Genomic DNA, 20,398 nt, shown 5'->3' with positions numbered 1-20,398 from the left:
TGTTTTCATGACTGTTATCGCTAGTGTCAAAACATGTCTCGCTAGTGTAAGGGGCGCTCAAGCAAGTTTAAGCTCCCTTTCATTAAACTCTCAAGATGAAGAAGCAAAACGTGTATTTCATGAATGCATGTTAGAAATGGACAGCGTTATCGCTGACTTACAAGATAGAGTTTCAGTATTAGAACGTGAAGAACCTCAATATAAAGGGTTTTAAGTAGACTGGAGGAATTTACTATGTCTCACCTACCCGAATGGACACTTGTCATTCTCCGCTCTGTATTCATATTAATTATTTTATTCGCTATTACAAAATGGTTAGGAAAAAGACAAATCTCTCAGCTTTCCTTTTTCGAATACATAGCCGGGATGACAATTGGTGATATTGCTGCCCAAGTATCTACAGGGCTCGATTCAAAATTTTTCCACGGCGTCTTTGCGATACTCATTTTCGCTGTGGTACCTTTTTTCACAGGAATCCTCTCCTTAAAGAACAAAACAGCTCGGGACTTCTTTGAAGGGAAATCTACCGTATTAATAAAAGATGGAAAAATACTCGAAGATAACTTAAAGAAAGAAAAATATACAAGTGACGAATTACTTGAACTACTCCGAGGAAAAGATGCGTTCAGCGTAGCTGATGTTGAATTTGCAGTATTAGAACCGAGCGGAGAGTTAAATGTATTACTGAAGAAAGATCGCCAACCACTTACAGCAAAAGACATCGGGTTAAAAGTGCCAAATGAAAAAGAAACACAAACTGTTATTATGGATGGAAATGTACTAGATGAACCTCTTTCTGCTAGCGGGCATAACCGCGCTTGGTTACATGCAGAATTAGAAAAGCTTGGAGTCGTCATCGAAAATGTCTTTCTCGGTCAAGTTGATTCATACGGACAACTTACTATCGACATTTATAATGATAAACTCCAAATGTCTTCTCCTCAAAACAAACCTTTATTATTGGCATCTTTAAAAAAATGTCATGCTGATCTTGAACTATTTTCTTTAGAAACAAAATCGAAATCAGCGAGCGAAATGTATAGTAAAAACGCGAAACAGGTCGAGAATATTTTAAATAAAGTAACCTATCTTTTAAAAGAATAGGTAATGAAAGAACGCCTCTGTATAAAAGGCGTTCTTTTGCCTTTTGTATCGCTTTAATCACGTTTAAATTTATGTAATTCGGTTAAGATGTTGAAGATACATAAGCAGGGAATTTCAAAAACATAGCGAATAATTCATGGTACAACTACATATTTTTTTGATTTAAAGTGGTTTCGTTTGACCTTTATTGACCATAATTGTATTATAAGACTAAGAAAGCTTTAGAAGGAGGAAATAACAGATGAATTTAATTCCTACAGTAATTGAACAAACAAATCGTGGAGAACGCGCTTACGATATTTACTCTCGACTATTAAAAGACCGCATCATTATGCTTGGTAGTGCAATTGATGACAACGTAGCTAACTCAATCGTTTCCCAGCTTTTATTCTTGGAATCTCAAGATCCAGAAAAAGATATTCACATCTATATCAACAGCCCTGGTGGTTCTATCACAGCGGGTATGGCAATCTATGATACAATGCAGTTTATTAAACCACAAGTATCAACAATCTGTATCGGTATGGCTGCATCTATGGGTGCATTCTTACTTGCAGCAGGTGAAAAAGGAAAACGTTATGCACTTCCTAACAGTGAAGTAATGATTCACCAGCCACTTGGTGGAGCACAAGGTCAAGCAACTGAAATCGAAATCGCTGCAAAACGTATCCTATTCTTACGTGAAAAATTAAACCAAATTCTAGCTGACCGCACAGGTCAACCACTTGAAGTACTACAACGCGACACAGACCGCGACAACTTCATGACAGCTGAAAAAGCTCTAGAATACGGTTTAATCGATAAGATCTTTACAAATCGTTAATACTTAAAAGCGAAAGCGCCCTATTACAGGGCGCTTTTTTATGGTTAGGTCCTCGTTCGCATACCCTACTCAGTATCCACCTAAATATATCGAATGTAACTCAAATTATATCAGCGATTTTTTAATTATATCGGCGTTTCGACACAACTTATCGACTTACCAACAATTCTCGACAAGCGCGTGCCCTCTACATACCCCCACCAATCAAACTCACCGCACCCACAAACAGCAAAATAAAAAAGCTATCGCACATGCGCGATAGCCATTTTATTATACATATGCAGCTAGTGCTTCTAAAGCCTCTTCTGCATCTGAGCCTTCTGTCGTAATTGTTATCATGCTGCCAGTTCCGATTGCTAAGCTCATAATCCCCATTATACTCTTTGCATTTACTGTCTTTCCATCTTTCTCGATGAAGATATCCGCATGAAAGCGATTTGCCTCCTGTACAAACAACGCAGCCGGACGTGCTTGTAAGCCGTTTTTTAATGAAACCTTCACTCGTTTTTGAACCACAGCTCCATTTCCCCTTTAACCTCTTATTTTTTTGCTACCGTTTCCCCCGCGCGTAATTTCTCTGCAATTTCATCGATTTTACGCAAACGATGATTAATACCCGATTTACTAATTTTCCCCCCGGATACCATCTCGCCTAATTCTTTCAATGTTACATCTTGATAATCGATTCGTAATTGTGCAATTTCTCGTAGCTTATCTGGCAAAATATCTAGACCAACCGTCTCATCGATATAACGAATGTTTTCAATTTGCCTTAATGCTGCACCAATCGTTTTATTTAAATTGGCTGTTTCACAGTTCACTAGTCGATTCACTGAATTACGCATATCACGAACAATTCGAATGTCTTCAAATCTTAAAAGTGCATTATGAGCACCTATAATATTTAAAAACTCCGTAATTTTCTCTGCTTCTTTCAAATACGTAATGTACCCTTTTCTTCTTTCCAACGTCTTACTATTTAAATCAAATCCGTTCATCAGTTCACATATAGCATCATTATGTTCCTTATATAACGAAAAGATCTCTAAATGATAAGATGATGTTTCTGGGTTATTTACTGAACCACCTGCTAAAAATGCACCGCGTAAGTACGATCGTTTACAACATTTTTTCTCAATCAATTCCTGTGATATATTTCGAATAAATGAAAAGTCATCTCGAACGATATGAAGATCCGCTAATATTTCACGGGACTTCTCAACAAGTCGTACAATATACACATTATTTTTCTTCAATCGCATTTTTTTACGAACAAGCAATTCTACCGTCACATCATATCCCTTTTTCAAAAGCGTATAAATCCTTCTTGCAATTGCCGCATTTTCTGTTTGAATATCGATAGATAGACGACGGTTTGAAAAAGAAAGTGATCCGTTCATTCGAAGCAACGCTGATAATTCTGCTTTCTCACAGCATTCCTTCATTTCAAGATTCGTCAACTCTTTCTTTGTTTCTGATGCAAATGACACAGTCAACACCTCCTTATACGATTATTGCGGAACAAAATTCTTGTCCTATATGAATGAGGAGCGTTACCTCAAACGAGGCAACGCACATTTATAACAGTGAATATAAAATAGAAGCTAACTTCAATGTATCATGCCTTACAACACGATCATCATACTTCGCTAATTTATCCTGAATTACACCAATATGATTTTCAGCAAAACGGTCTTCATCCACTACAACCGGTTCCGACATTTCTTCCTCGTATAACTGACGTAATTCACAAGGAATATCACGGTTATTTACAATTGCGGTATCGATAAATGGTTTACCTAAATGATCATGTAACGCCTGCACATGATCAAACGCAGTATACCCCATCGTTTCACCCGCTTGCGTCATAACATTACATACATATACCTTCTTCGCTTTTGCAGCAAGAACAGCGTCCCCAATTTTGTTAACAACTAAATTCGGCAATATACTCGTATACAAACTTCCTGGACCGAAAACAAGTAAATCAGCTCGTTTAATCTCAGCTAATGTTTCATGTAATGGCTCTACATTTTCTGGAGTTAAAAAGACCCGGTTAATCTTCTTTCCGTAATAAGGAATTTTTGATTCACCTGTTACAATTTCTCCATCTTCTAGTTCCGCATGAAGTACCGCACTTTGATTCGCTGCTGGTAATACACGTCCTCTGACATTTAATACTTTACTCGTTTCCGTAATCGCATGGAAAAAGTCTCCTGTAATCGAGGTCATACCTGCCAATAATAAATTTCCTAACGCATGACCTTTCAGTCCATCTCCATTTGTGAAACGATGCTGAAATAAAGCTTCCACTAGTGGCTCTACATCCGATAACGCAACAAGTACGTTACGAATGTCACCTGGGGGTGGAATTTCTAGCTCATCACGTAATCTACCTGAACTGCCACCATCATCAGCGATTGTAACAACTGCTGTAATATCAACAGGATATTGCTTTAATCCTCGTAATAAAACAGAGAGTCCAGTTCCCCCTCCCATGATGACAATTTTAGGTTTCCTCTCTTTTTTCATCCCTTAATGGCCCTTTCTCTTCTCCACATCACGATGAGATACATGAACGCTGTAGTCTTGTTTCAAATGTTTCCCAAGGTATTCTGTAAGCGTAACAGAACGATGCTGTCCACCTGTACATCCAATTGCAATTACAAGTTGACTCTTGCCTTCTCTTTTATAATGAGGCAGCATGAAAGTAATCAGATCCGTCAGTTTCTCTAAAAACTTATGTGTCTCATTAAATTTTAGTACATACGAAGAAACTTCTTCATCTAATCCTGTTAATGGCTTCATATGTGGAATGTAATATGGATTTGGTAAAAAACGAACATCAAATACTAAATCTGCATCAATTGGAATACCGTACTTAAATCCAAATGACATAACATTTACACGAAATGCTTGCTCAGTTTCCGTTGAAAACAGCTGAACAATTTTTTCACGTAATTCTTTCGGCTTTAATTCCGATGTATCAAGCACAATATTCGCTCGTGCCTTCATATCTGTTAATAAATTACGCTCCGCTTCGATTCCCTTTAACGGCAAACCAGTTGGCGCAAGTGGATGCGAACGTCTTGTTTCCTTATAACGAGTTACAAGCGTGCTATCTTTCGCATCTAAAAATAAAATATGAGGAATAATCCATGTACGTTCTGATAAATCATCCAGTGCTCCCCATAAATGTTCGAAAAACTCTCGGCCACGTAAATCAATGCCAAGTGCTACTTTATTCATTTTCCCTTTTGAATCCGCCATAAGCTCAATAAACTTTGGCAATAACATCGGCGGTAAATTATCTACACAAAAATATCCTAAATCTTCGAAACTTTGTAAAGCTACTGTTTTTCCAGCTCCAGACATTCCTGTAATAATTACCATTTTTATATCATTATTTTCTGTCATCGTATCCCCTCCTTGACGGTTTAACTCGGATCTAATCGATATGAAAGCAACTCAAAATCTGGGGTATATACAAATGTACCGTAGATTATACCATTCCCTTTAATTAAATAATCAATGATGTGATAATCTCCTGGCGCCATTGCTAAATCATCAATCTTATCAAATGTATGCCAACCAATGATGCCTTCTTCGCTCTCTAGTTTGTTTTCTCCTGCAAAATCTGTCGCTAAAAAAGAGAACATCATCCATTCTGAAACAACTTTATCACCTTCTTGGATGACAAAGGTGAAGACCCCCTTTAACGCTGGGTTCTTTAAATAAATGCCTGTTTCTTCACGATACTCGCGAACAACTGATTCTCTTACTGTCTCACCACGCTCCATTTTCCCGCCCGGTGCAACCCACCAATTTCGGCGAGGTTTTTGGAGTAAGAGTACTTCATTATCTCTAATTAACACACAGTTTGTCACTCTTTGCATGTTTCTTCACCTCAGCTACTTGCAGTAAAATTCCTCACTGCATACTTCTTTCATTATACTATCAAAAACAGTTTGCTACAACGAAGGAGCTAGTCCTCTCTCGCTAAACATATAACACGAGACAATTGTAAAAAAGCTTTCTATAACAAGCAATCTAAATGCCTGGCACTTACAATGAATAACACATAAAAATCCCCTTAACGATTTTATCGTCAAGGGGATTAAAGCCCTTATTTCTTACCGAAATAAGTAACAACCGCAAATCCTAAAATAAAGGTAATAATTGAACTTACAATTGAAAATCCACCAGTTGGAATACCAGGGAACACAATTACAACCGAACCGATAACAAGTCCAATAATTGCCGCAAATGTCATACTTTTATATCGATCCAATAAAAAACTAATTCCTTTACTACTTACAACAAATCCAACCATAACACCAGCACCGATAACCGCGATTAACGGTAAATTGAGTGCAGTTAAAGCATTAATTGCTGTTGGGTACACACCAATAATTAATAAAATAAATGACCCACTAATTCCAGGTAGAAGCATAGCCATACTAGCCATCCATCCTGCGAAAAATAAACCGATTGTATTTAAAATTGTTAATGTCGTAATTGGATCTGCCGCCTTATCTGGCTTAAAGAAAGCTGTTATCGCAACAAGAATTGCTGCAATGATTAACAGGGCGATATGACCACCTTTAAACGTCGCCTTTGCATCAGCTTCTCTCATTAACATTGGTAATATACTAATAATTAAACCGAGGAAGAAAAACTGAGTCGGTTCATAATGATTTGCAAGTAAATATTTAATAACGTGACTCAACGTTAAAAACGCTGCCGCTACACCAGCAGCAAGTGGAATTAAAAACCCTAAATGTTTTTTCCATTCACGACTAAAGAACCCGCTAATTGCCGCAAGTAATTGTTCATAAATCCCTAACACAACAGCGATTGTACCGCCGCTTACACCAGGAATTAAATCACTAACGCCCATACAAAACCCACGATATATATTACGCCATTCCATACTGAATAAATTCCTCATTTCTTATAGTGATTTTTCCTGTAAAGTCCAGTATATCAATAAGAAAGCTTATAATCCTTATTATTTTTGACAAAACTTTGACATTTTCACACAAAAAAAGAAGAAAGCTCCTATCGGTAGCTTTCTTCTCAAAAGGTATATTATCTCTTATTTTTCTGTTACAGTTTTTAGTTCCTCTAATAACTCTTCTACGTAATGTTGTGCACTTTGTGCTGCAATACTACCGTCACCTGTTGCAGTTACAATTTGACGAAGCATTTTTTCACGAACATCACCAGCTGCAAAAATACCAGGAACTTTCGTTTCCATACGCTCATTCGTTTCAACATAACCATTTTCATTTGTAATACCAAGCTCAACAAACGGTTTTGATAATGGTAGCATACCGATGTATACGAAAACGCCGTCAGTTTTGACTTCTTGTTCTTCACCGCTGTTTACATCTACAAGTGTTACACTTCCTACTTTACCATTTGCATCGTTAATTTCTTTTATCGTGTGATTCCAAATGAAATCTACTTTCTCATTTTGGAAAGCACGATCTTGTAAAATTTTCTGTGCACGAAGCGTGTCACGACGGTGAACGATTGTTACTTTTGATGCGAAGCGTGTTAAGAACACACCCTCTTCAACAGCAGAATCTCCGCCGCCAATAACAACAAGTTCTTTCCCTTTAAAGAATGCACCATCACATACCGCACAATATGATACACCACGACCGCCAAGTTCTGTTTCACCTGGCACACCAATTTTTTTATATTCTGCACCGCTTGCAACGATAATTGCACGTGCTTTATACTCTTTTTTGCCAGCAATAATTGTTTTGTACTCTTTACCATCGATGATTTCTTTCACATCACCGTATGCATATTCAGCACCAAATTTCTTCGCATGCTCGAACATTTTATTTGATAAATCTGGCCCTAAAATAGACTCATAACCTGGGTAATTTTCTACATCTTCTGTATTTGCCATTTGTCCACCTGGAATACCACGCTCAAGCATTAATGTACTTAAATTCGCACGAGATGTATATACTGCAGCTGTCATACCAGCTGGTCCTGCACCAATAATAATGACATCATAAATTTTTTCTTCTGACACACTATTCACTCCTATCCATTCCTACACAATTAAGTTACCCTCATTATACTGTTAGCATCATTTTTTTCCCAATGATTTGCCTATCCTATGTGTGCGTACGCTTTACAGCCTGCACATACTTTCGTACAGTCGCTACAGATACATTATATACATCTCCAAGCTCCGACTGTGTCATCTTATTTTTTTGTTCACCGCGCACAATGTATTCAATTGCCGCTGACCAACCGTACACGTTTGTAAAAACTGCCCCGGATGTATATAAACGTATAAACGTACAAAACCAAAAGTGTAAACACTCTTCGATTAATTCATCATCTTTTTTCGTATAATTGTATAACGCATCCGCGATTCGCACGCACTGTTCAAATTGCTGTAAATCAGCTGGTATACTCTTATGACTATTAAGTAAGAAGAAATACTTTGCAAGTTGCGATACAATTGGAACACCATTTTTCGCTTGCATTGCATCAAAGAAGAATCCAACCTTCTCAGGTGTAGATAATTCGTTCATTAAATATAAAGCTAGCATTTGTTCCTCCAGCGTCGCGCTTTGCTGAAATGACTTTCGTAATTCTTCAAATAATATATTTTGTCCTTCATCTGCTAAATCCAGTGCATTCCACGGTTCTTTTCCTTTTTTATCAGGGTGCAATTCTATAACGTGTTGCCACATTTTTTCGGCTACTTGTTGATCTTTCACCATATAAGCAGAATACGCAAACCAATAATAAAAACTAACGTCTCCCTCATACCCTTGACGTTTTAACACCTTGAACCATTTATATGCATGCTCAAAATGACCAATTGTTGCAAGTGTCGTTCCAAGTTTCAAACGGTGCTCAAATGAAATTGGATATACCGAGACTAACTGCCCTGCTAATGTCTCTACTTGCTTATGCTCTCCAATTGAATATAGAAAAATAAGCGTATTGCAAAGCGCATGCATATTACCAGGATTTTTCTCTAAAATCATTTCTGTTAACTTAAGCGCCTTATCTACATTACCAGATTGAAAATGTGCAATGGCTAAATTATTATGACCCGACCAAAATTCCGGATAATCTTTCGTAACAATTTCTAACGTAGCAATTGCTTCTTCCAATTGCCCGTTGCGAATATAACGATTCGCTTCTTCCTGCATAACAATTAAATCATCTTCATCCTCAATCTCTTCCGAACCCATCGCTTCTTCTTCCATAATCTCAAGTAGTTCTAATGTATCTTCTACAAATTCCTTCTCTTCTGCAACTTCCAAATAGCGCTCCGCATACTTCTTCGCTTGCTGAAATAGTCCCATATATGCATAATTATTTGCAATAAAATAGTAGCATTGTTCAAGTTCAGGATTAGATCTAACTAACTTTAAGAAGGTTTGATTCGACTCTTGATATTCACCAGCCTCAGATAATGCTATTGCTAATTGACATAAAATAAACGGCTCCTTCTCACTTTGTGCCGCTCTTCGAAAATATTTAATTGCATCTTGCAATTTTTGCCCTTTGTAAGCCCTCATCCCTTTTTTATAAAAGAAGTCCGCTAATTGGTTAAAAGAGATAACTTGTCCGTTCTCCTTATATATCCTTTGATTTTTCCCCATATATCCTCCAGTTTTTTGTTTTCTTCGCTCACACATTCTTTTATCTATAAGTATAAACGATTCCGTAAAAAACAAAACAGTATATTATAATCAATTATTTCCTTTTTATTCATAAAAAAAGAAAAGAAATGTTACATTTTTAGCATGAACCTTCCCTAGCAGCCATTTCCTCTTTCGTATAAATAATACGCATCGGATTTCCACCTACGAAAGCGCCACTCGGTACATCCTTATGGACAAGCGTTCCAGCTGAAACAATAGCACCATCTCCAATTACTACACCCGGTAAGATTGTCGTGTTCGCTCCAATCATCACTTCATTTCCTATGACAATTTCTCCAAGTCGATATTCACGAATTAAATATTCATGTGCTAAAAGCGTTGTATTATAGCCAATAATTGAATTCTCCCCCACAGTAATCTTTTCCGGAAACATAATATCCGGCATAACCATAAGTGCAAATGATGTTTTTCCCCCTACTTTCATCCGTAAAAACGTACGATATAACCAATTTTTCACAGATAGAAATGGCGTGTAACGCGCAATTTGAATGACAATAAAATTTTTCATTACCTTCCAAAAAGACACTGTTTTATACACATTCCATAATGAATTCTCTCCTGAAACAGGATAGCGCGTTGTCCGTCGCACGCAATTCTCTCCTCCACTAAAAAAAGTAAAACTTTATGAGCGGTTAATACCAGACAAAATTGGTAGTAAATCACTCATTTTATCTAACATAAAGTCTGGCTTGTAAGCCTCTAAATACGCTCTACCTTTCAACGTCCATGAAACCGCAGCTGTTTTCGTACCCGCATTTTGCCCACCGACAATATCATGGTGATTATCCCCAACCATCAATGTTTCTTCTGGTTTCGCATCTAGCAATTCGAGCGCTTTTTGAAGTGGTTCTGGATGTGGTTTCACATGTTCCACGTCATCAATTGTCACAACAACATCAAAAAACTGATTAAGTTTTGAAAGCTGTAATCCCATTTCAACCGTCTGTCTCGCTTTCGTTGTAACAATTCCGATTTTATAACCTTGTTTCTTCAACTCTTGAACTGTTTCATATACAGTTTCATATTCTTCCACTAATTCATCATGATGCTCATGGTTAAACTGGCGATAACATGTAATCATCTCTTCAACCTTGCTTTCATCAATCTTGCTGAAAGTATCATGCAAAGATGGACCGATAAATGGCAATACATCTTCACGCTTATATTGATTTGGATAATATGTATGTAACACATGTAAAAAAGAAGAAATAATAAGTTCGTTTGTATTAATTAACGTTCCATCTAAATCAAATAACACTGTATTTATTTGCATCGTCTTAGTCCTTTCGCTTTCCTGAATATGAAAGAAGCAGCATCTTATAATAAGATGCTACTTTTCTCTAATTTTCTAAATATCTTTTATCAGCTTGCCCCATTTTTCGTCTCACAATAATGAAAATGATTGAAATAACAACAAGTCCAATCGACATTACTTGTGCGATACGAAGTGGTCCTAACATTAAACTATCGGTACGTAAGCCTTCTACAAAGAAGCGCCCTACTGAATACCAAATTAAATACGTAAAGAATAATTCACCGCGACGTAAATTCACTTTTCGTAATGATAGTAATAAAATTACACCTGCAAAATTCCATAATGATTCATATAAAAACGTCGGATGATAATACACACCATCAATATACATTTGATTGATGATAAACTGTGGTAAATGAAGTCCTTCTAAAAACTGTCTCGTCACTTCACCACCATGCGCCTCTTGATTCATAAAGTTTCCCCATCGGCCAATTGCTTGTCCTAGTAAAATACTTGGCGCAGCAATATCCGCTAACTTCCAGAATGAAAGCCCACGTCGTTTCGCAAATAAAATTCCGGTAATAACAGCCCCGATTAGACCACCATGAATCGCCAAGCCACCTTGACGAATGTTAATAATTTGACTCGGATTTTGTGCATAATATTCCCATTCAAAAATGACATAGTACATTCTCGCAAAAAGAATAGCGATCGGTACTGCAATTAATACAAGGTCAACAAATGTATCTTTTGGAATACCTAGCCTTTCTCCCTCGCGAGTTGCTAGCCAAAGACCTAATAGCACACCTGTACCGATAATAATCCCGTACCAATAAACAGGAAACGGCCCAAGTTGGATGGCTACACGGTCAAGCTGTGGTACAGAACCTAACAGCATATGTATGACCTCCCTCTCCAAAGTTTACTCCTGATTTCCTAACTCAATCGCACTCATTAATCGTTCAGAAAACTGCTGTGCCGCATTGACTCCCATACGTTTTAAACGGAAGTTCATCGCTGCCACTTCAATAATAACAGCCAAATTTCGACCAGGACGAACTGGAAGTGTAATCTTCGTAAGTTCTGTATCAATAATCTTCATCTTCTCTTCATCAAGACCTAAGCGATCATAATTTTTCTTTTGATCCCAAATTTCAAGATTAATAACAAGTGTAATACGCTTATAATTTCGCACTGCCCCTGCACCGAATAACGTCATAACGTTAATGATACCTAGACCACGAATTTCTAATAAATGCTCAATTAAATCTGGTGAGCTTCCTACTAATGTGTCTTCATCTTCTTGGCGAATTTCTACGCTATCATCCGCAACTAGACGGTGTCCACGCTTTACAAGTTCAAGAGCTGTCTCACTCTTACCAACGCCACTTTGACCTGTAATTAAAACACCAACGCCGTAAATATCTACTAATACACCATGAACAGCAGTTGTCGGCGCTAACTTACCTTCTAAATAGTTTGTTAAACGACTTGATAATCTCGTTGTCGTTTGGGCAGAACGCAATAAAGGCACACCTGATTCACGTGATGCTTGCAGTAACTCATCTGGTACATCTTGATTACGAGTTACAATAATACACGGTGTCTCTTCAGTACAAAGCACTTTCATTCTCTCTTGCTTTTGTTCTGTCGTTAACGTGTCAAAGAACGTAAGCTCCGTTTTCCCAAGAAGCTGCACACGATCTGCTGGATAATATGTAAAGAATCCTGCCATTTCAATTCCAGGTCGTGATAAATCACTTGTATCAATCGGACGATGAATGCCTTCTTCACCACTTATTAACTCCAATTGAAATTGTTCGATTAAATCTTTTGTCCTTACTTTCGGCATATGTATAAACCTCCACTCCGCTGCGGGTTCAGTCTCATTTGATGTAAAATTCCATTCTACCGGATATTGTACCATTTTTTTCTGGAAACAAGAAATGAGGTTTCTAATAAATAGAAAAAAACATTTCATTCAATTGATGAAATGTTTTTCTTTTTGTCATTTTCTCTTTTTTTCATATAATGGTTCAACAATTGCCTTTTCAATGATCATATTAAAAATCGAAATGCAAATTGCCGCAACGATTGCTACACCAAATCCGGATATATTAAATGCATCTCCTAATAATGAATCTGCTATTTTTAGAGTAATCGCATTAATAACAATTAAGAAGAAACCGAACGTTACAACAGTAATTGGTAGCGTAATTAAAATTAAAAAAGGTTTTACAAACACATTTAAAACCGCCAATATAATACTCGCAATAATTGCAGTTTGTATATTTGCTACGTAAAATGCGTCTGGTGCAATCCCTTTTAAAAGTCCCGATACAGCGATTAACACAACGCTATTTACAAGAAGCGATACAATCCATCTCATTTCGTTACACATCCTTTTAACATATATATTTCATCATACGCTAATAGATAATAAACGCAAGTATCCTACAAACACTTATATCAACTTATTCTATTCTTCATGCTTGTATACCTACTAACGTAGCTTACCAGTTTTCCTTCGTAAAATAAAAACCGAGTGTGATTTTCACTCGGTTTTTATCAATAAACTTATTGCGATAACTCTACTTCTTTTATTTTCTCTTTCATTCTTGCTTTATCACGATTTAAAATCTCTTTTAAATACTTACCTGTATACGAACGCTCTTCTTTTACTACTTGCTCCGGCGTTCCTGACGCAACGATTTGTCCACCTTTGTCTCCACCTTCTGGCCCAAGGTCAACGATATAATCAGCTGTTTTAATCACATCTAAATTATGTTCAATTACAAGAACCGTCTCACCGCTCTCCACAAGACGTTGCAACACTTCTAGAAGACGTGCAATATCATGTGCATGTAAACCAGTCGTTGGTTCGTCTAAAATGTATAAGGTACGCCCTGTAGAACGACGGTGTAATTCAGAAGCTAATTTCACGCGCTGTGCTTCACCACCAGATAACGTCGTTGCTGGCTGTCCTAATTTCATATAACCAAGCCCGACATCTACGAGCGTTTGAAGTTTACGCTTAATTTTTGGGATATTAGCGAAGAATTCTACCCCGTCTTCAATGGTCATCTCTAACACTTCAGAGATATTCTTATCTTTATATTTCACTTCTAACGTTTCACGATTATAACGTTTACCGTGACAAACTTCACACGGAACATACACGTCTGGTAAGAAGTGCATTTCAATTTTAATAATTCCATCACCACGGCACGCTTCACAACGCCCACCTTTTACGTTAAAGCTGAAACGTCCTTTTTGATACCCACGTACTTTTGCTTCATTCGTTTGCGCGAACACATCACGAATATCATCGAATACACCTGTATATGTTGCTGGATTTGAACGTGGTGTACGCCCAATTGGTGATTGATCAATATCGATTACTTTATCTAAATGCTCCAGACCTTTAATTTCTTTATGAGCACCAGGCTTCGCTTTCGCTTTATATAGCTTTTGAGCTAATGATTTATATAGTACTTCATTAATCATCGTACTTTTACCAGAACCGGATACACCTGTTACCGCTACAAACGTACCAAGTGGGAATGACATCTTCGCGTTCTTTAAGTTATTCTCTTTCGCGCCGACAATCTCGACTTTGCGTCCGTCACCTTTACGTCTTTCAAGCGGAACTGGAATAAACTCTTTACCACTTAAATACTTCCCTGTTAATGAATTCTCATCTTGCATCACTTCAGCTGGTGTCCCTGCTGATACGACTTGCCCACCGTGAATACCTGCACCAGGTCCAATATCAAGTAAATAGTCCGCCGCCATCATCGTATCTTCATCATGTTCAACGACAATTAACGTATTGCCTAAATCGCGCATTTCTTGCAATGTACGAATAAGACGATCGTTATCGCGCTGATGTAAACCGATAGAAGGCTCATCAAGAATATAAAGTACACCAGTTAAACGAGAACCAATTTGCGTCGCTAAGCGAATACGCTGCGCCTCACCACCTGATAAAGTACCAGCCGCACGACTTAACGTTAAATAATCTAAACCTACGTTTACTAAGAAGCCTACTCGCTCTTGAATCTCTCTTAAAATTAAGTGAGCAATTTTTTGTTGTTTCTCCGTTAGTTCAACATTTGAGAAGAAATCGTGAACTTCTTGAACCGAATACTTCGTTACATCCGCAATCGTTTTTCCGCCAACAAATACAGCTAAACTTTCAGGCTTTAAGCGTCCACCTTTACACTTCGGACAAGCTTGCTCTGCCATATACTTTTCCATTTGCTCACGAATGTAATCCGAACTTGTCTCACGATAGCGACGTTCAATATTCGGAATAACGCCTTCAAATAAAATCTCATTTTCCTTTACTTGACCAAACTCATTTACATAGCGGAAATAAACTTTCTCTTCACCGCTTCCGTACAACACTTTATCAAATAAATCTTTCGGTATATCTTTCACAGGCATATCCATATCAATGCCGTAATGATTACATACAGATTGTAAAAGTTGTGGGTAATATTGTGAACTTGTCGGTTCCCACGGAGCAATCGCATGTTCATTTAATGTTAAATCCCAGTTTGGAATGACAAGCTCTAAATCTACCTCTAACTTTGAGCCAAGTCCATCACAAGAAGGACATGCCCCGAATGGACTGTTGAATGAGAACATACGCGGCTCTAGTTCGCCAATTGAAAAGCCACAATGCGGGCAAGCATGATGTTCACTAAATAGAAGTTCCTCTTCTCCCATAACATCGATTAACACTCGTCCCCCGCCAAGCTTTAATGCACTTTCAAGTGAATCAGCAAGACGGCTCGCAATTCCTTCTTTTACAACAATACGGTCAATTACAACTTCTATGGAATGCTTCTTATTTTTATCTAACGTAATCTCTTCTGATACATCTAGCATTTCACCATCAACACGTACACGAACATAACCTTGCTTCTTAATATCCTCAAGCACTTTCACATGCGCACCTTTACGCCCTGACACGATAGGAGCTAACACTTGTAATTTCGTACGTTCAGGATATTCAAGAACACGGTCTACCATCTGTTCTACTGTTTGTGATGTAATTTCAATCCCGTGATTTGGACAAATTGGTGTACCAATTCGCGCAAATAATAAACGTAAATAATCATAAATCTCCGTTACCGTTCCGACAGTTGAACGTGGATTACGACTCGTCGTTTTTTGATCAATCGAAATCGCTGGTGACAATCCTTCAATCGTATCGACATCAGGCTTATCCATTTGCCCTAAAAACTGACGTGCATACGCAGATAACGATTCTACGTATCTGCGCTGCCCTTCTGCATAAATCGTATCAAACGCTAATGATGATTTCCCTGAACCAGACAATCCCGTTACAACAACAAGCTGATTTCTCGGAATGGTTACATCAATATTTTTCAAGTTATGTGCTCTAGCACCTTTTACAACAATAAAATCCTTGCTCTTACTCACTCTTTTCACCCTTCCGCTTTTAATTCTAATAGTAAATCTCTTAATTCAGCTGCACGCTCGAAGTCTAACGCTTTTGCCGCTTCTTTCATCTCTGCTTCCATCTTCGCAATTGTCTTTTCGCGCTCTTTTTTCGTCATTTTCTTAGCAGGTGTTGCTTCATATGTTTCCGGCTCTTCAGCAGCTGTCGTTGCACGGATTACATCACGCACACCCTTTTGAATCGTTTTCGGCGTAATACCATGCTCTTCATTGTAAGCTTCTTGTATACTACGACGACGCTGCGTTTCTTCAATTGCAATTCCCATCGATCTCGTTATGCGATCTGCGTACATAATAACGCGGCCGTTTTCATTACGTGCTGCACGACCAATCGTTTGAATTAATGAACGCTCTGAACGCAAGAACCCTTCCTTATCAGCATCCAAAATAGCTACAAGTGATACTTCTGGAATATCTAATCCTTCTCGTAATAAGTTAATACCGACAAGTACATCAAACTTACCAAGGCGAAGGTCACGGATAATTTCAATACGTTCTAATGTTTTAATTTCAGAGTGAAGATAGTTCACTTTAATTCCTACATCTTTTAAGTAATCCGTTAAATCCTCTGACATTTTTTTCGTTAAAGTCGTAATCAATACACGCTCATTTTTTGCAATGCGATCTTGAATCTCTCCTAATAAATCATCAATTTGCCCTTCAATTGGTCGTATATCAATCGGTGGATCTAAAAGCCCTGTTGGACGAATAATTTGTTCTATTACCTCCGGTGACTGCTCTAACTCGTACGGTCCTGGCGTTGCTGAAACGTAAATAACTTGATTCGTTTTCTCTTCAAACTCATCAAACATGAGTGGCCTATTATCTAAAGCTGATGGCAAACGAAATCCATGATCCACAAGCACTTGCTTACGTGCTTGGTCCCCGTTATACATCGCTCTTACTTGCGGCACTGATACGTGCGACTCATCCATAACAATTAAGAAATCCTCTGGAAAATAGTCTAATAACGTATACGGAGTTGCACCCGCTGGACGAAGTGTTAAATGACGGGAATAGTTTTCAATACCTGAACAAAAGCCCATCTCGCGCATCATTTCCAAATCATAACGTGTACGTTGCTCTATGCGCTGCGCTTCTAACAACTTACCATTATCATTTAATTCCTTTAAGCGCTCTTCTAATTCTTTTTCGATATTTTCAATAGCGACCTTCATTTTTTCTTCACGTGTAACGAAGTGAGATGCCGGGAAGATTGCTACATGATCACGTTCTGCTAATACTTCACCTGTTAACGCATTTACTTCACGAATACGATCGATTTCATCACCGAAAAATTCAATCCGAATACAATGCTCGTCAAGTGATGCTGGGAAGATTTCAACTACATCTCCGCGCACACGGAATGTACCACGCTTGAAATCAATATCATTACGTCCATACTGTACATCAACAAGTTCACGAAGCAATTGATTGCGGTCCTTTTCCATACCAACTCGAAGTGAAACAACTAACTCGCGGTATTCTTCCGGAGAACCTAAACCATATATACACGAAACACTCGCAACGATAATTACATCGTCCCGTTCAAATAATGCAGACGTTGCTGAGTGACGCAATTTATCAATTTCATCATTAATCTGCGCATCTTTTTCAATAAACGTATCTGTTTGCGGCACATACGCTTCTGGCTGATAATAATCGTAATAACTAACGAAATACTCAACTGCATTATTCGGGAAAAAATCTTTCAGCTCACTATATAATTGTCCTGCTAACGTTTTATTATGAGCCATCACAAGTGTTGGCTTCTGCACTTCTTTAATGACATTTGAAATCGTAAATGTCTTACCCGTTCCTGTCGCTCCAAGCAACACTTGCTTTTTCTTTCCACTATTAATTCCCTCTACAAGCTTCTCTATAGCTACCGGCTGATCACCTTGCGGGGAATACGCTGAGATAATTTCAAATTGATGTTCCAAGTAAAATCCGACCTCCTCATAAAAATCTGTATTATTATTTTACCACGAATGCCCATAAAAAACCTAAAAAAACGAACAGATATTCGGTAAAGTTTTCGACAATATATAAATAGAAAAAGGAAGGAGTAAGAACTTCCTTCCTTTTTCTATTTTATTTTTTAGGTATATATAATAAGTCATATCCATTGTGCCCATTTTCATTTGTACAACCTATTAATCTATAAATAGTTTCTGTTTCGCGTTGCTCTTTAACAATCCTTTTACAACTATCTTCGTGCAATCCTTTATAGTCACCAGCAAATTAATCTTGCCTATTATCTAACACATAAAGTATATCTTTTCCACTATACTCTAAAGTTTGAAAAACCGGGTCACCTTCATGTGTATAATGTACAATTCTCATTTTATTAACTTCCCTGTTTTCAACACTCAAAACAAACTTTTCAAATTTATCTAGATTGGAAATTCCTGCTCTCTTTGTAATAACATCATTCTTCTTATCAATTGTAATGTTGGGTTATGAGCATGCTACTAAGCTAAAGAGAGATATACATATAAAACCGCTTCTTTTTCCTATTGTCATCCTCTCCTATAAAAACTATTTATATACCCAAAAAGGGAACAAAAGCTACTTTCCTCTATGAAAGTAGCTTTTCTTTCCCTTTCTCCTTCTTCGGAAAAATAACATATGAAAATGAAATTGCTGTATCAACTAAAAATATAATCGCCCACACTTGGCTCACGCGACTTGCAGCTTTATTTAAGACGATTCCTGACTCTAACCAATTGCCCCATTGTTCAAATGGAATAAATCCATACGCGAAGAAAAAGAAAGTATGCACACCAACGAATAAAACAAGATGTAATACCCAATTTTTCATTTCCTGCTTCGCATAGGCCATACCTGTTAATTCTACCTGTTCTTCAATGATAGGCGCTGGTTCATTCCGCCATTTCGCAACTAATTTTTGTACAAATATATCAAGCTTCTTCAAATCCTTTTTCCCGTAGAAGACCGCATATAATAAAATAATTACAGTAATAATCTGAAAGTTAGAGAACTTTCCTGTTTGATAATAGTCCACTACTCCTACAGTTAAAATAAACACTTCATTTACGAGTAGCACAATCCCCATGATAAAACTCGCCTTTCTCAAACGGAATCCGTAACGTAGTAAAAAGAAACCGATAGCTGATAACCAAAATACAATTTCTGCCCCAATTAAAAAATACCACCGATATTCTGCGAGTATACTCATTTATCCTTCTCCCTTTCATCATAAATACGAAAAGCTTCATCCATATATATTAAAAGCTCTGCTTCAATTGGATACATGCTCATTTTCTGTGAATCTTCCTTCGATTTTCTAACTTCCCATAGCTTATCTAAAAACGCTTCATCCCCATTAGCCATCTCTAAACACTTCTGCATTAATTTCTTCGTTGCCCCTTGTACCTCATCACTCGCTGCTTCCTTACCGTCTTTCATAAAATTACGTATTTGCTTTAATAAATCTACCCACTCTAATACATTCGGATCTTCCTCACTCATATTTGGCAAATTGTGAAGTAAATCTTGCTCTTCTTTTGAAAACACTTCATTTTGGAATATTTCACGTATACGAGGCGACTGTTTCGAAAGCTGAATAAGTTCAAACATAACTTTCCAATCCAGTTCCCCCTCCACATCGACCGAATAAACAACTGCTTGTAAGATACGCTCCATTCGATTAAATTTCTTTTGTTCTTCTTGTACGAATCGAAGTTGTTTTTCAAGCGAATCCTTTAAGTTAAGTTCACCTTTTACTAACATATTCGCAGCTTCTTTTAATGAAAATCCCATTTCTTTTAAAAATAAAATTTGTTGCAGACGAATGACGTCAGCTTCACTATATAACCGATGTCCACCCTCTGTTTTCCCGCTCGGCTTTAATAAATCTATTTGATCATAATAACGCAGTGTACGTACCGTAACCCCTGTTTCTCTCGTCAGTTCTTGAATTGAAATCACTACCATCACCTCTTCCACTTCATTATAAAAGATGACGTAACGTCACTTTCAATA

General features: G+C 37.5%; 20 protein-coding genes and 1 pseudogene. 3 read left to right on the top strand and 18 right to left on the bottom strand.

The features are described from left to right. The first annotated feature begins 7 nt into the window (after positions 1 to 7). The 3 genes from ACQKNR_RS12820 (at position 8) to clpP (ending at position 1,927) form a co-directional block, all read left to right on the top strand. A complete protein-coding gene (locus tag ACQKNR_RS12820; protein WP_427318266.1) occupies positions 8 to 214 on the top strand; it encodes a DUF1657 domain-containing protein in 207 nt (68 codons plus the stop codon). Between the two features lie 20 nt (positions 215 to 234). Next, positions 235 to 1,104: a DUF421 domain-containing protein gene (locus tag ACQKNR_RS12815; RefSeq protein ID WP_427318265.1), complete on the top strand. Its 870-nt coding sequence runs from the start codon at positions 235 to 237 to the stop codon at positions 1,102 to 1,104. Between the two features lie 241 nt (positions 1,105 to 1,345). Next, entirely contained in the window at positions 1,346 to 1,927 is a 582-nt protein-coding gene (clpP, locus tag ACQKNR_RS12810) for an ATP-dependent Clp endopeptidase proteolytic subunit ClpP (RefSeq protein ID WP_001049162.1), read from the top strand. 270 nt (positions 1,928 to 2,197) lie between these two features. Here the strand turns inward: clpP and ACQKNR_RS12805 are convergent, their stop codons facing one another. The 18 genes and pseudogenes from ACQKNR_RS12805 to ACQKNR_RS12720 all read right to left on the bottom strand — a co-directional run bounded on the left by ACQKNR_RS12805 (position 2,198) and on the right by ACQKNR_RS12720 (position 20,350). Next, positions 2,198 to 2,443 carry an HPr family phosphocarrier protein gene (locus ACQKNR_RS12805; protein WP_427318264.1) on the bottom strand — a complete coding sequence of 82 codons (246 nt, stop codon included), beginning with the start codon at positions 2,441 to 2,443 and terminating at the stop codon, positions 2,198 to 2,200. Between the two features lie 23 nt (positions 2,444 to 2,466). Continuing rightward, positions 2,467 to 3,417: a DNA-binding protein WhiA gene (gene whiA, locus ACQKNR_RS12800; protein WP_427318263.1), complete on the bottom strand. Its 951-nt coding sequence runs from the start codon at positions 3,415 to 3,417 to the stop codon at positions 2,467 to 2,469. Positions 3,418 to 3,505: 88 nt separating this feature from the next. Then, positions 3,506 to 4,459 carry a gluconeogenesis factor YvcK family protein gene (locus tag ACQKNR_RS12795; protein WP_427318262.1) on the bottom strand — a complete coding sequence of 318 codons (954 nt, stop codon included), beginning with the start codon at positions 4,457 to 4,459 and terminating at the stop codon, positions 3,506 to 3,508. Between the two features lie 3 nt (positions 4,460 to 4,462). Next, a complete protein-coding gene (rapZ, locus tag ACQKNR_RS12790; protein WP_427318261.1) occupies positions 4,463 to 5,344 on the bottom strand; it encodes an RNase adapter RapZ in 882 nt (293 codons plus the stop codon). A 20-nt stretch (positions 5,345 to 5,364) separates the two neighbouring features. Continuing rightward, positions 5,365 to 5,823 (bottom strand): NUDIX hydrolase, encoded by a 459-nt coding sequence (locus ACQKNR_RS12785; protein WP_001190083.1) that lies wholly within the window; start codon positions 5,821 to 5,823, stop codon positions 5,365 to 5,367. 230 nt (positions 5,824 to 6,053) lie between these two features. Then, positions 6,054 to 6,860: a DUF368 domain-containing protein gene (locus ACQKNR_RS12780; protein WP_427318260.1), complete on the bottom strand. Its 807-nt coding sequence runs from the start codon at positions 6,858 to 6,860 to the stop codon at positions 6,054 to 6,056. Positions 6,861 to 7,025: 165 nt separating this feature from the next. Beyond that, positions 7,026 to 7,982 carry a thioredoxin-disulfide reductase gene (gene trxB, locus ACQKNR_RS12775; protein WP_427318259.1) on the bottom strand — a complete coding sequence of 319 codons (957 nt, stop codon included), beginning with the start codon at positions 7,980 to 7,982 and terminating at the stop codon, positions 7,026 to 7,028. An 85-nt stretch (positions 7,983 to 8,067) separates the two neighbouring features. Then, the gene (locus ACQKNR_RS12770; RefSeq protein WP_427318258.1) at positions 8,068 to 9,579 is read right to left on the bottom strand and encodes a tetratricopeptide repeat protein; all 1,512 of its coding nucleotides are present in this window, start codon (positions 9,577 to 9,579) and stop codon (positions 8,068 to 8,070) included. Between the two features lie 139 nt (positions 9,580 to 9,718). Then, positions 9,719 to 10,231, bottom strand: coding sequence for an acyltransferase (locus ACQKNR_RS12765; RefSeq protein WP_427318257.1), 513 nt, complete (start codon positions 10,229 to 10,231; stop codon positions 9,719 to 9,721). Positions 10,232 to 10,264: 33 nt separating this feature from the next. Next, positions 10,265 to 10,915 (bottom strand): pyrophosphatase PpaX, encoded by a 651-nt coding sequence (gene ppaX / locus ACQKNR_RS12760; RefSeq protein WP_427318256.1) that lies wholly within the window; start codon positions 10,913 to 10,915, stop codon positions 10,265 to 10,267. Positions 10,916 to 10,982: 67 nt separating this feature from the next. Beyond that, on the bottom strand, positions 10,983 to 11,795 hold the full coding sequence (gene lgt / locus ACQKNR_RS12755) for a prolipoprotein diacylglyceryl transferase (protein ID WP_427318255.1): 813 nt from the start codon (positions 11,793 to 11,795) through the stop codon (positions 10,983 to 10,985). 24 nt (positions 11,796 to 11,819) lie between these two features. Beyond that, entirely contained in the window at positions 11,820 to 12,749 is a 930-nt protein-coding gene (hprK, locus tag ACQKNR_RS12750) for an HPr(Ser) kinase/phosphatase (RefSeq protein ID WP_427318254.1), read from the bottom strand. 156 nt (positions 12,750 to 12,905) lie between these two features. Further along, the gene (locus tag ACQKNR_RS12745) at positions 12,906 to 13,286 is read right to left on the bottom strand and encodes a phage holin family protein (protein ID WP_001267308.1); all 381 of its coding nucleotides are present in this window, start codon (positions 13,284 to 13,286) and stop codon (positions 12,906 to 12,908) included. Between the two features lie 188 nt (positions 13,287 to 13,474). Further along, positions 13,475 to 16,351, bottom strand: coding sequence for an excinuclease ABC subunit UvrA (uvrA, locus tag ACQKNR_RS12740; protein WP_427318253.1), 2,877 nt, complete (start codon positions 16,349 to 16,351; stop codon positions 13,475 to 13,477). A 5-nt stretch (positions 16,352 to 16,356) separates the two neighbouring features. Next, positions 16,357 to 18,333 (bottom strand): excinuclease ABC subunit B, encoded by a 1,977-nt coding sequence (gene uvrB / locus ACQKNR_RS12735; RefSeq protein ID WP_427318252.1) that lies wholly within the window; start codon positions 18,331 to 18,333, stop codon positions 16,357 to 16,359. A 151-nt stretch (positions 18,334 to 18,484) separates the two neighbouring features. Beyond that, positions 18,485 to 18,844 (bottom strand): annotated as a pseudogene (locus ACQKNR_RS12730) (DUF4362 domain-containing protein). Between the two features lie 127 nt (positions 18,845 to 18,971). Continuing rightward, on the bottom strand, positions 18,972 to 19,592 hold the full coding sequence (locus tag ACQKNR_RS12725) for a hypothetical protein (RefSeq protein WP_427318251.1): 621 nt from the start codon (positions 19,590 to 19,592) through the stop codon (positions 18,972 to 18,974). Beyond that, the gene (locus ACQKNR_RS12720; protein ID WP_427318250.1) at positions 19,589 to 20,350 is read right to left on the bottom strand and encodes a MerR family transcriptional regulator; all 762 of its coding nucleotides are present in this window, start codon (positions 20,348 to 20,350) and stop codon (positions 19,589 to 19,591) included. The genes ACQKNR_RS12725 and ACQKNR_RS12720 overlap by 4 nt, the downstream gene beginning before the upstream one ends. Positions 20,351 to 20,398: the final 48 nt, after the last annotated feature.

It is taken from the genome of Bacillus sp. NPDC094077 (assembly GCF_050279465.1).
In the GTDB taxonomy this organism is placed as follows: domain Bacteria; phylum Bacillota; class Bacilli; order Bacillales; family Bacillaceae_G; genus Bacillus_A.
The sequence above is the reverse complement of the archived record's forward strand: the minus strand, read 5'-3'. Positions and strand labels throughout refer to the sequence as shown.

Bases quoted from the DNA above. Each gene is read 5' to 3' on its own strand.
- clpP (WP_001049162.1), top strand. From the start codon at position 1,346: ATGAATTTAATTCCTACAGTAATTGAACAAACAAATCGTGGAGAACGC.
- hprK (WP_427318254.1), bottom strand. From the start codon at position 12,749: ATGCCGAAAGTAAGGACAAAAGATTTAATCGAACAATTTCAATTGGAG.
- ACQKNR_RS12770 (WP_427318258.1), bottom strand. From the start codon at position 9,579: ATGGGGAAAAATCAAAGGATATATAAGGAGAACGGACAAGTTATCTCT.
- ppaX (WP_427318256.1), bottom strand. From the start codon at position 10,915: ATGCAAATAAATACAGTGTTATTTGATTTAGATGGAACGTTAATTAAT.
- ACQKNR_RS12820 (WP_427318266.1), top strand. From the start codon at position 8: ATGACTGTTATCGCTAGTGTCAAAACATGTCTCGCTAGTGTAAGGGGC.
- ACQKNR_RS12720 (WP_427318250.1), bottom strand. From the start codon at position 20,350: ATGGTAGTGATTTCAATTCAAGAACTGACGAGAGAAACAGGGGTTACG.
- ACQKNR_RS12745 (WP_001267308.1), bottom strand. From the start codon at position 13,286: ATGAGATGGATTGTATCGCTTCTTGTAAATAGCGTTGTGTTAATCGCT.
- ACQKNR_RS12815 (WP_427318265.1), top strand. From the start codon at position 235: ATGTCTCACCTACCCGAATGGACACTTGTCATTCTCCGCTCTGTATTC.
- lgt (WP_427318255.1), bottom strand. From the start codon at position 11,795: ATGCTGTTAGGTTCTGTACCACAGCTTGACCGTGTAGCCATCCAACTT.
- ACQKNR_RS12725 (WP_427318251.1), bottom strand. From the start codon at position 19,592: ATGAGTATACTCGCAGAATATCGGTGGTATTTTTTAATTGGGGCAGAA.
- ACQKNR_RS12785 (WP_001190083.1), bottom strand. From the start codon at position 5,823: ATGCAAAGAGTGACAAACTGTGTGTTAATTAGAGATAATGAAGTACTC.
- ACQKNR_RS12795 (WP_427318262.1), bottom strand. From the start codon at position 4,459: ATGAAAAAAGAGAGGAAACCTAAAATTGTCATCATGGGAGGGGGAACT.
- rapZ (WP_427318261.1), bottom strand. From the start codon at position 5,344: ATGACAGAAAATAATGATATAAAAATGGTAATTATTACAGGAATGTCT.
- ACQKNR_RS12780 (WP_427318260.1), bottom strand. From the start codon at position 6,860: ATGGAATGGCGTAATATATATCGTGGGTTTTGTATGGGCGTTAGTGAT.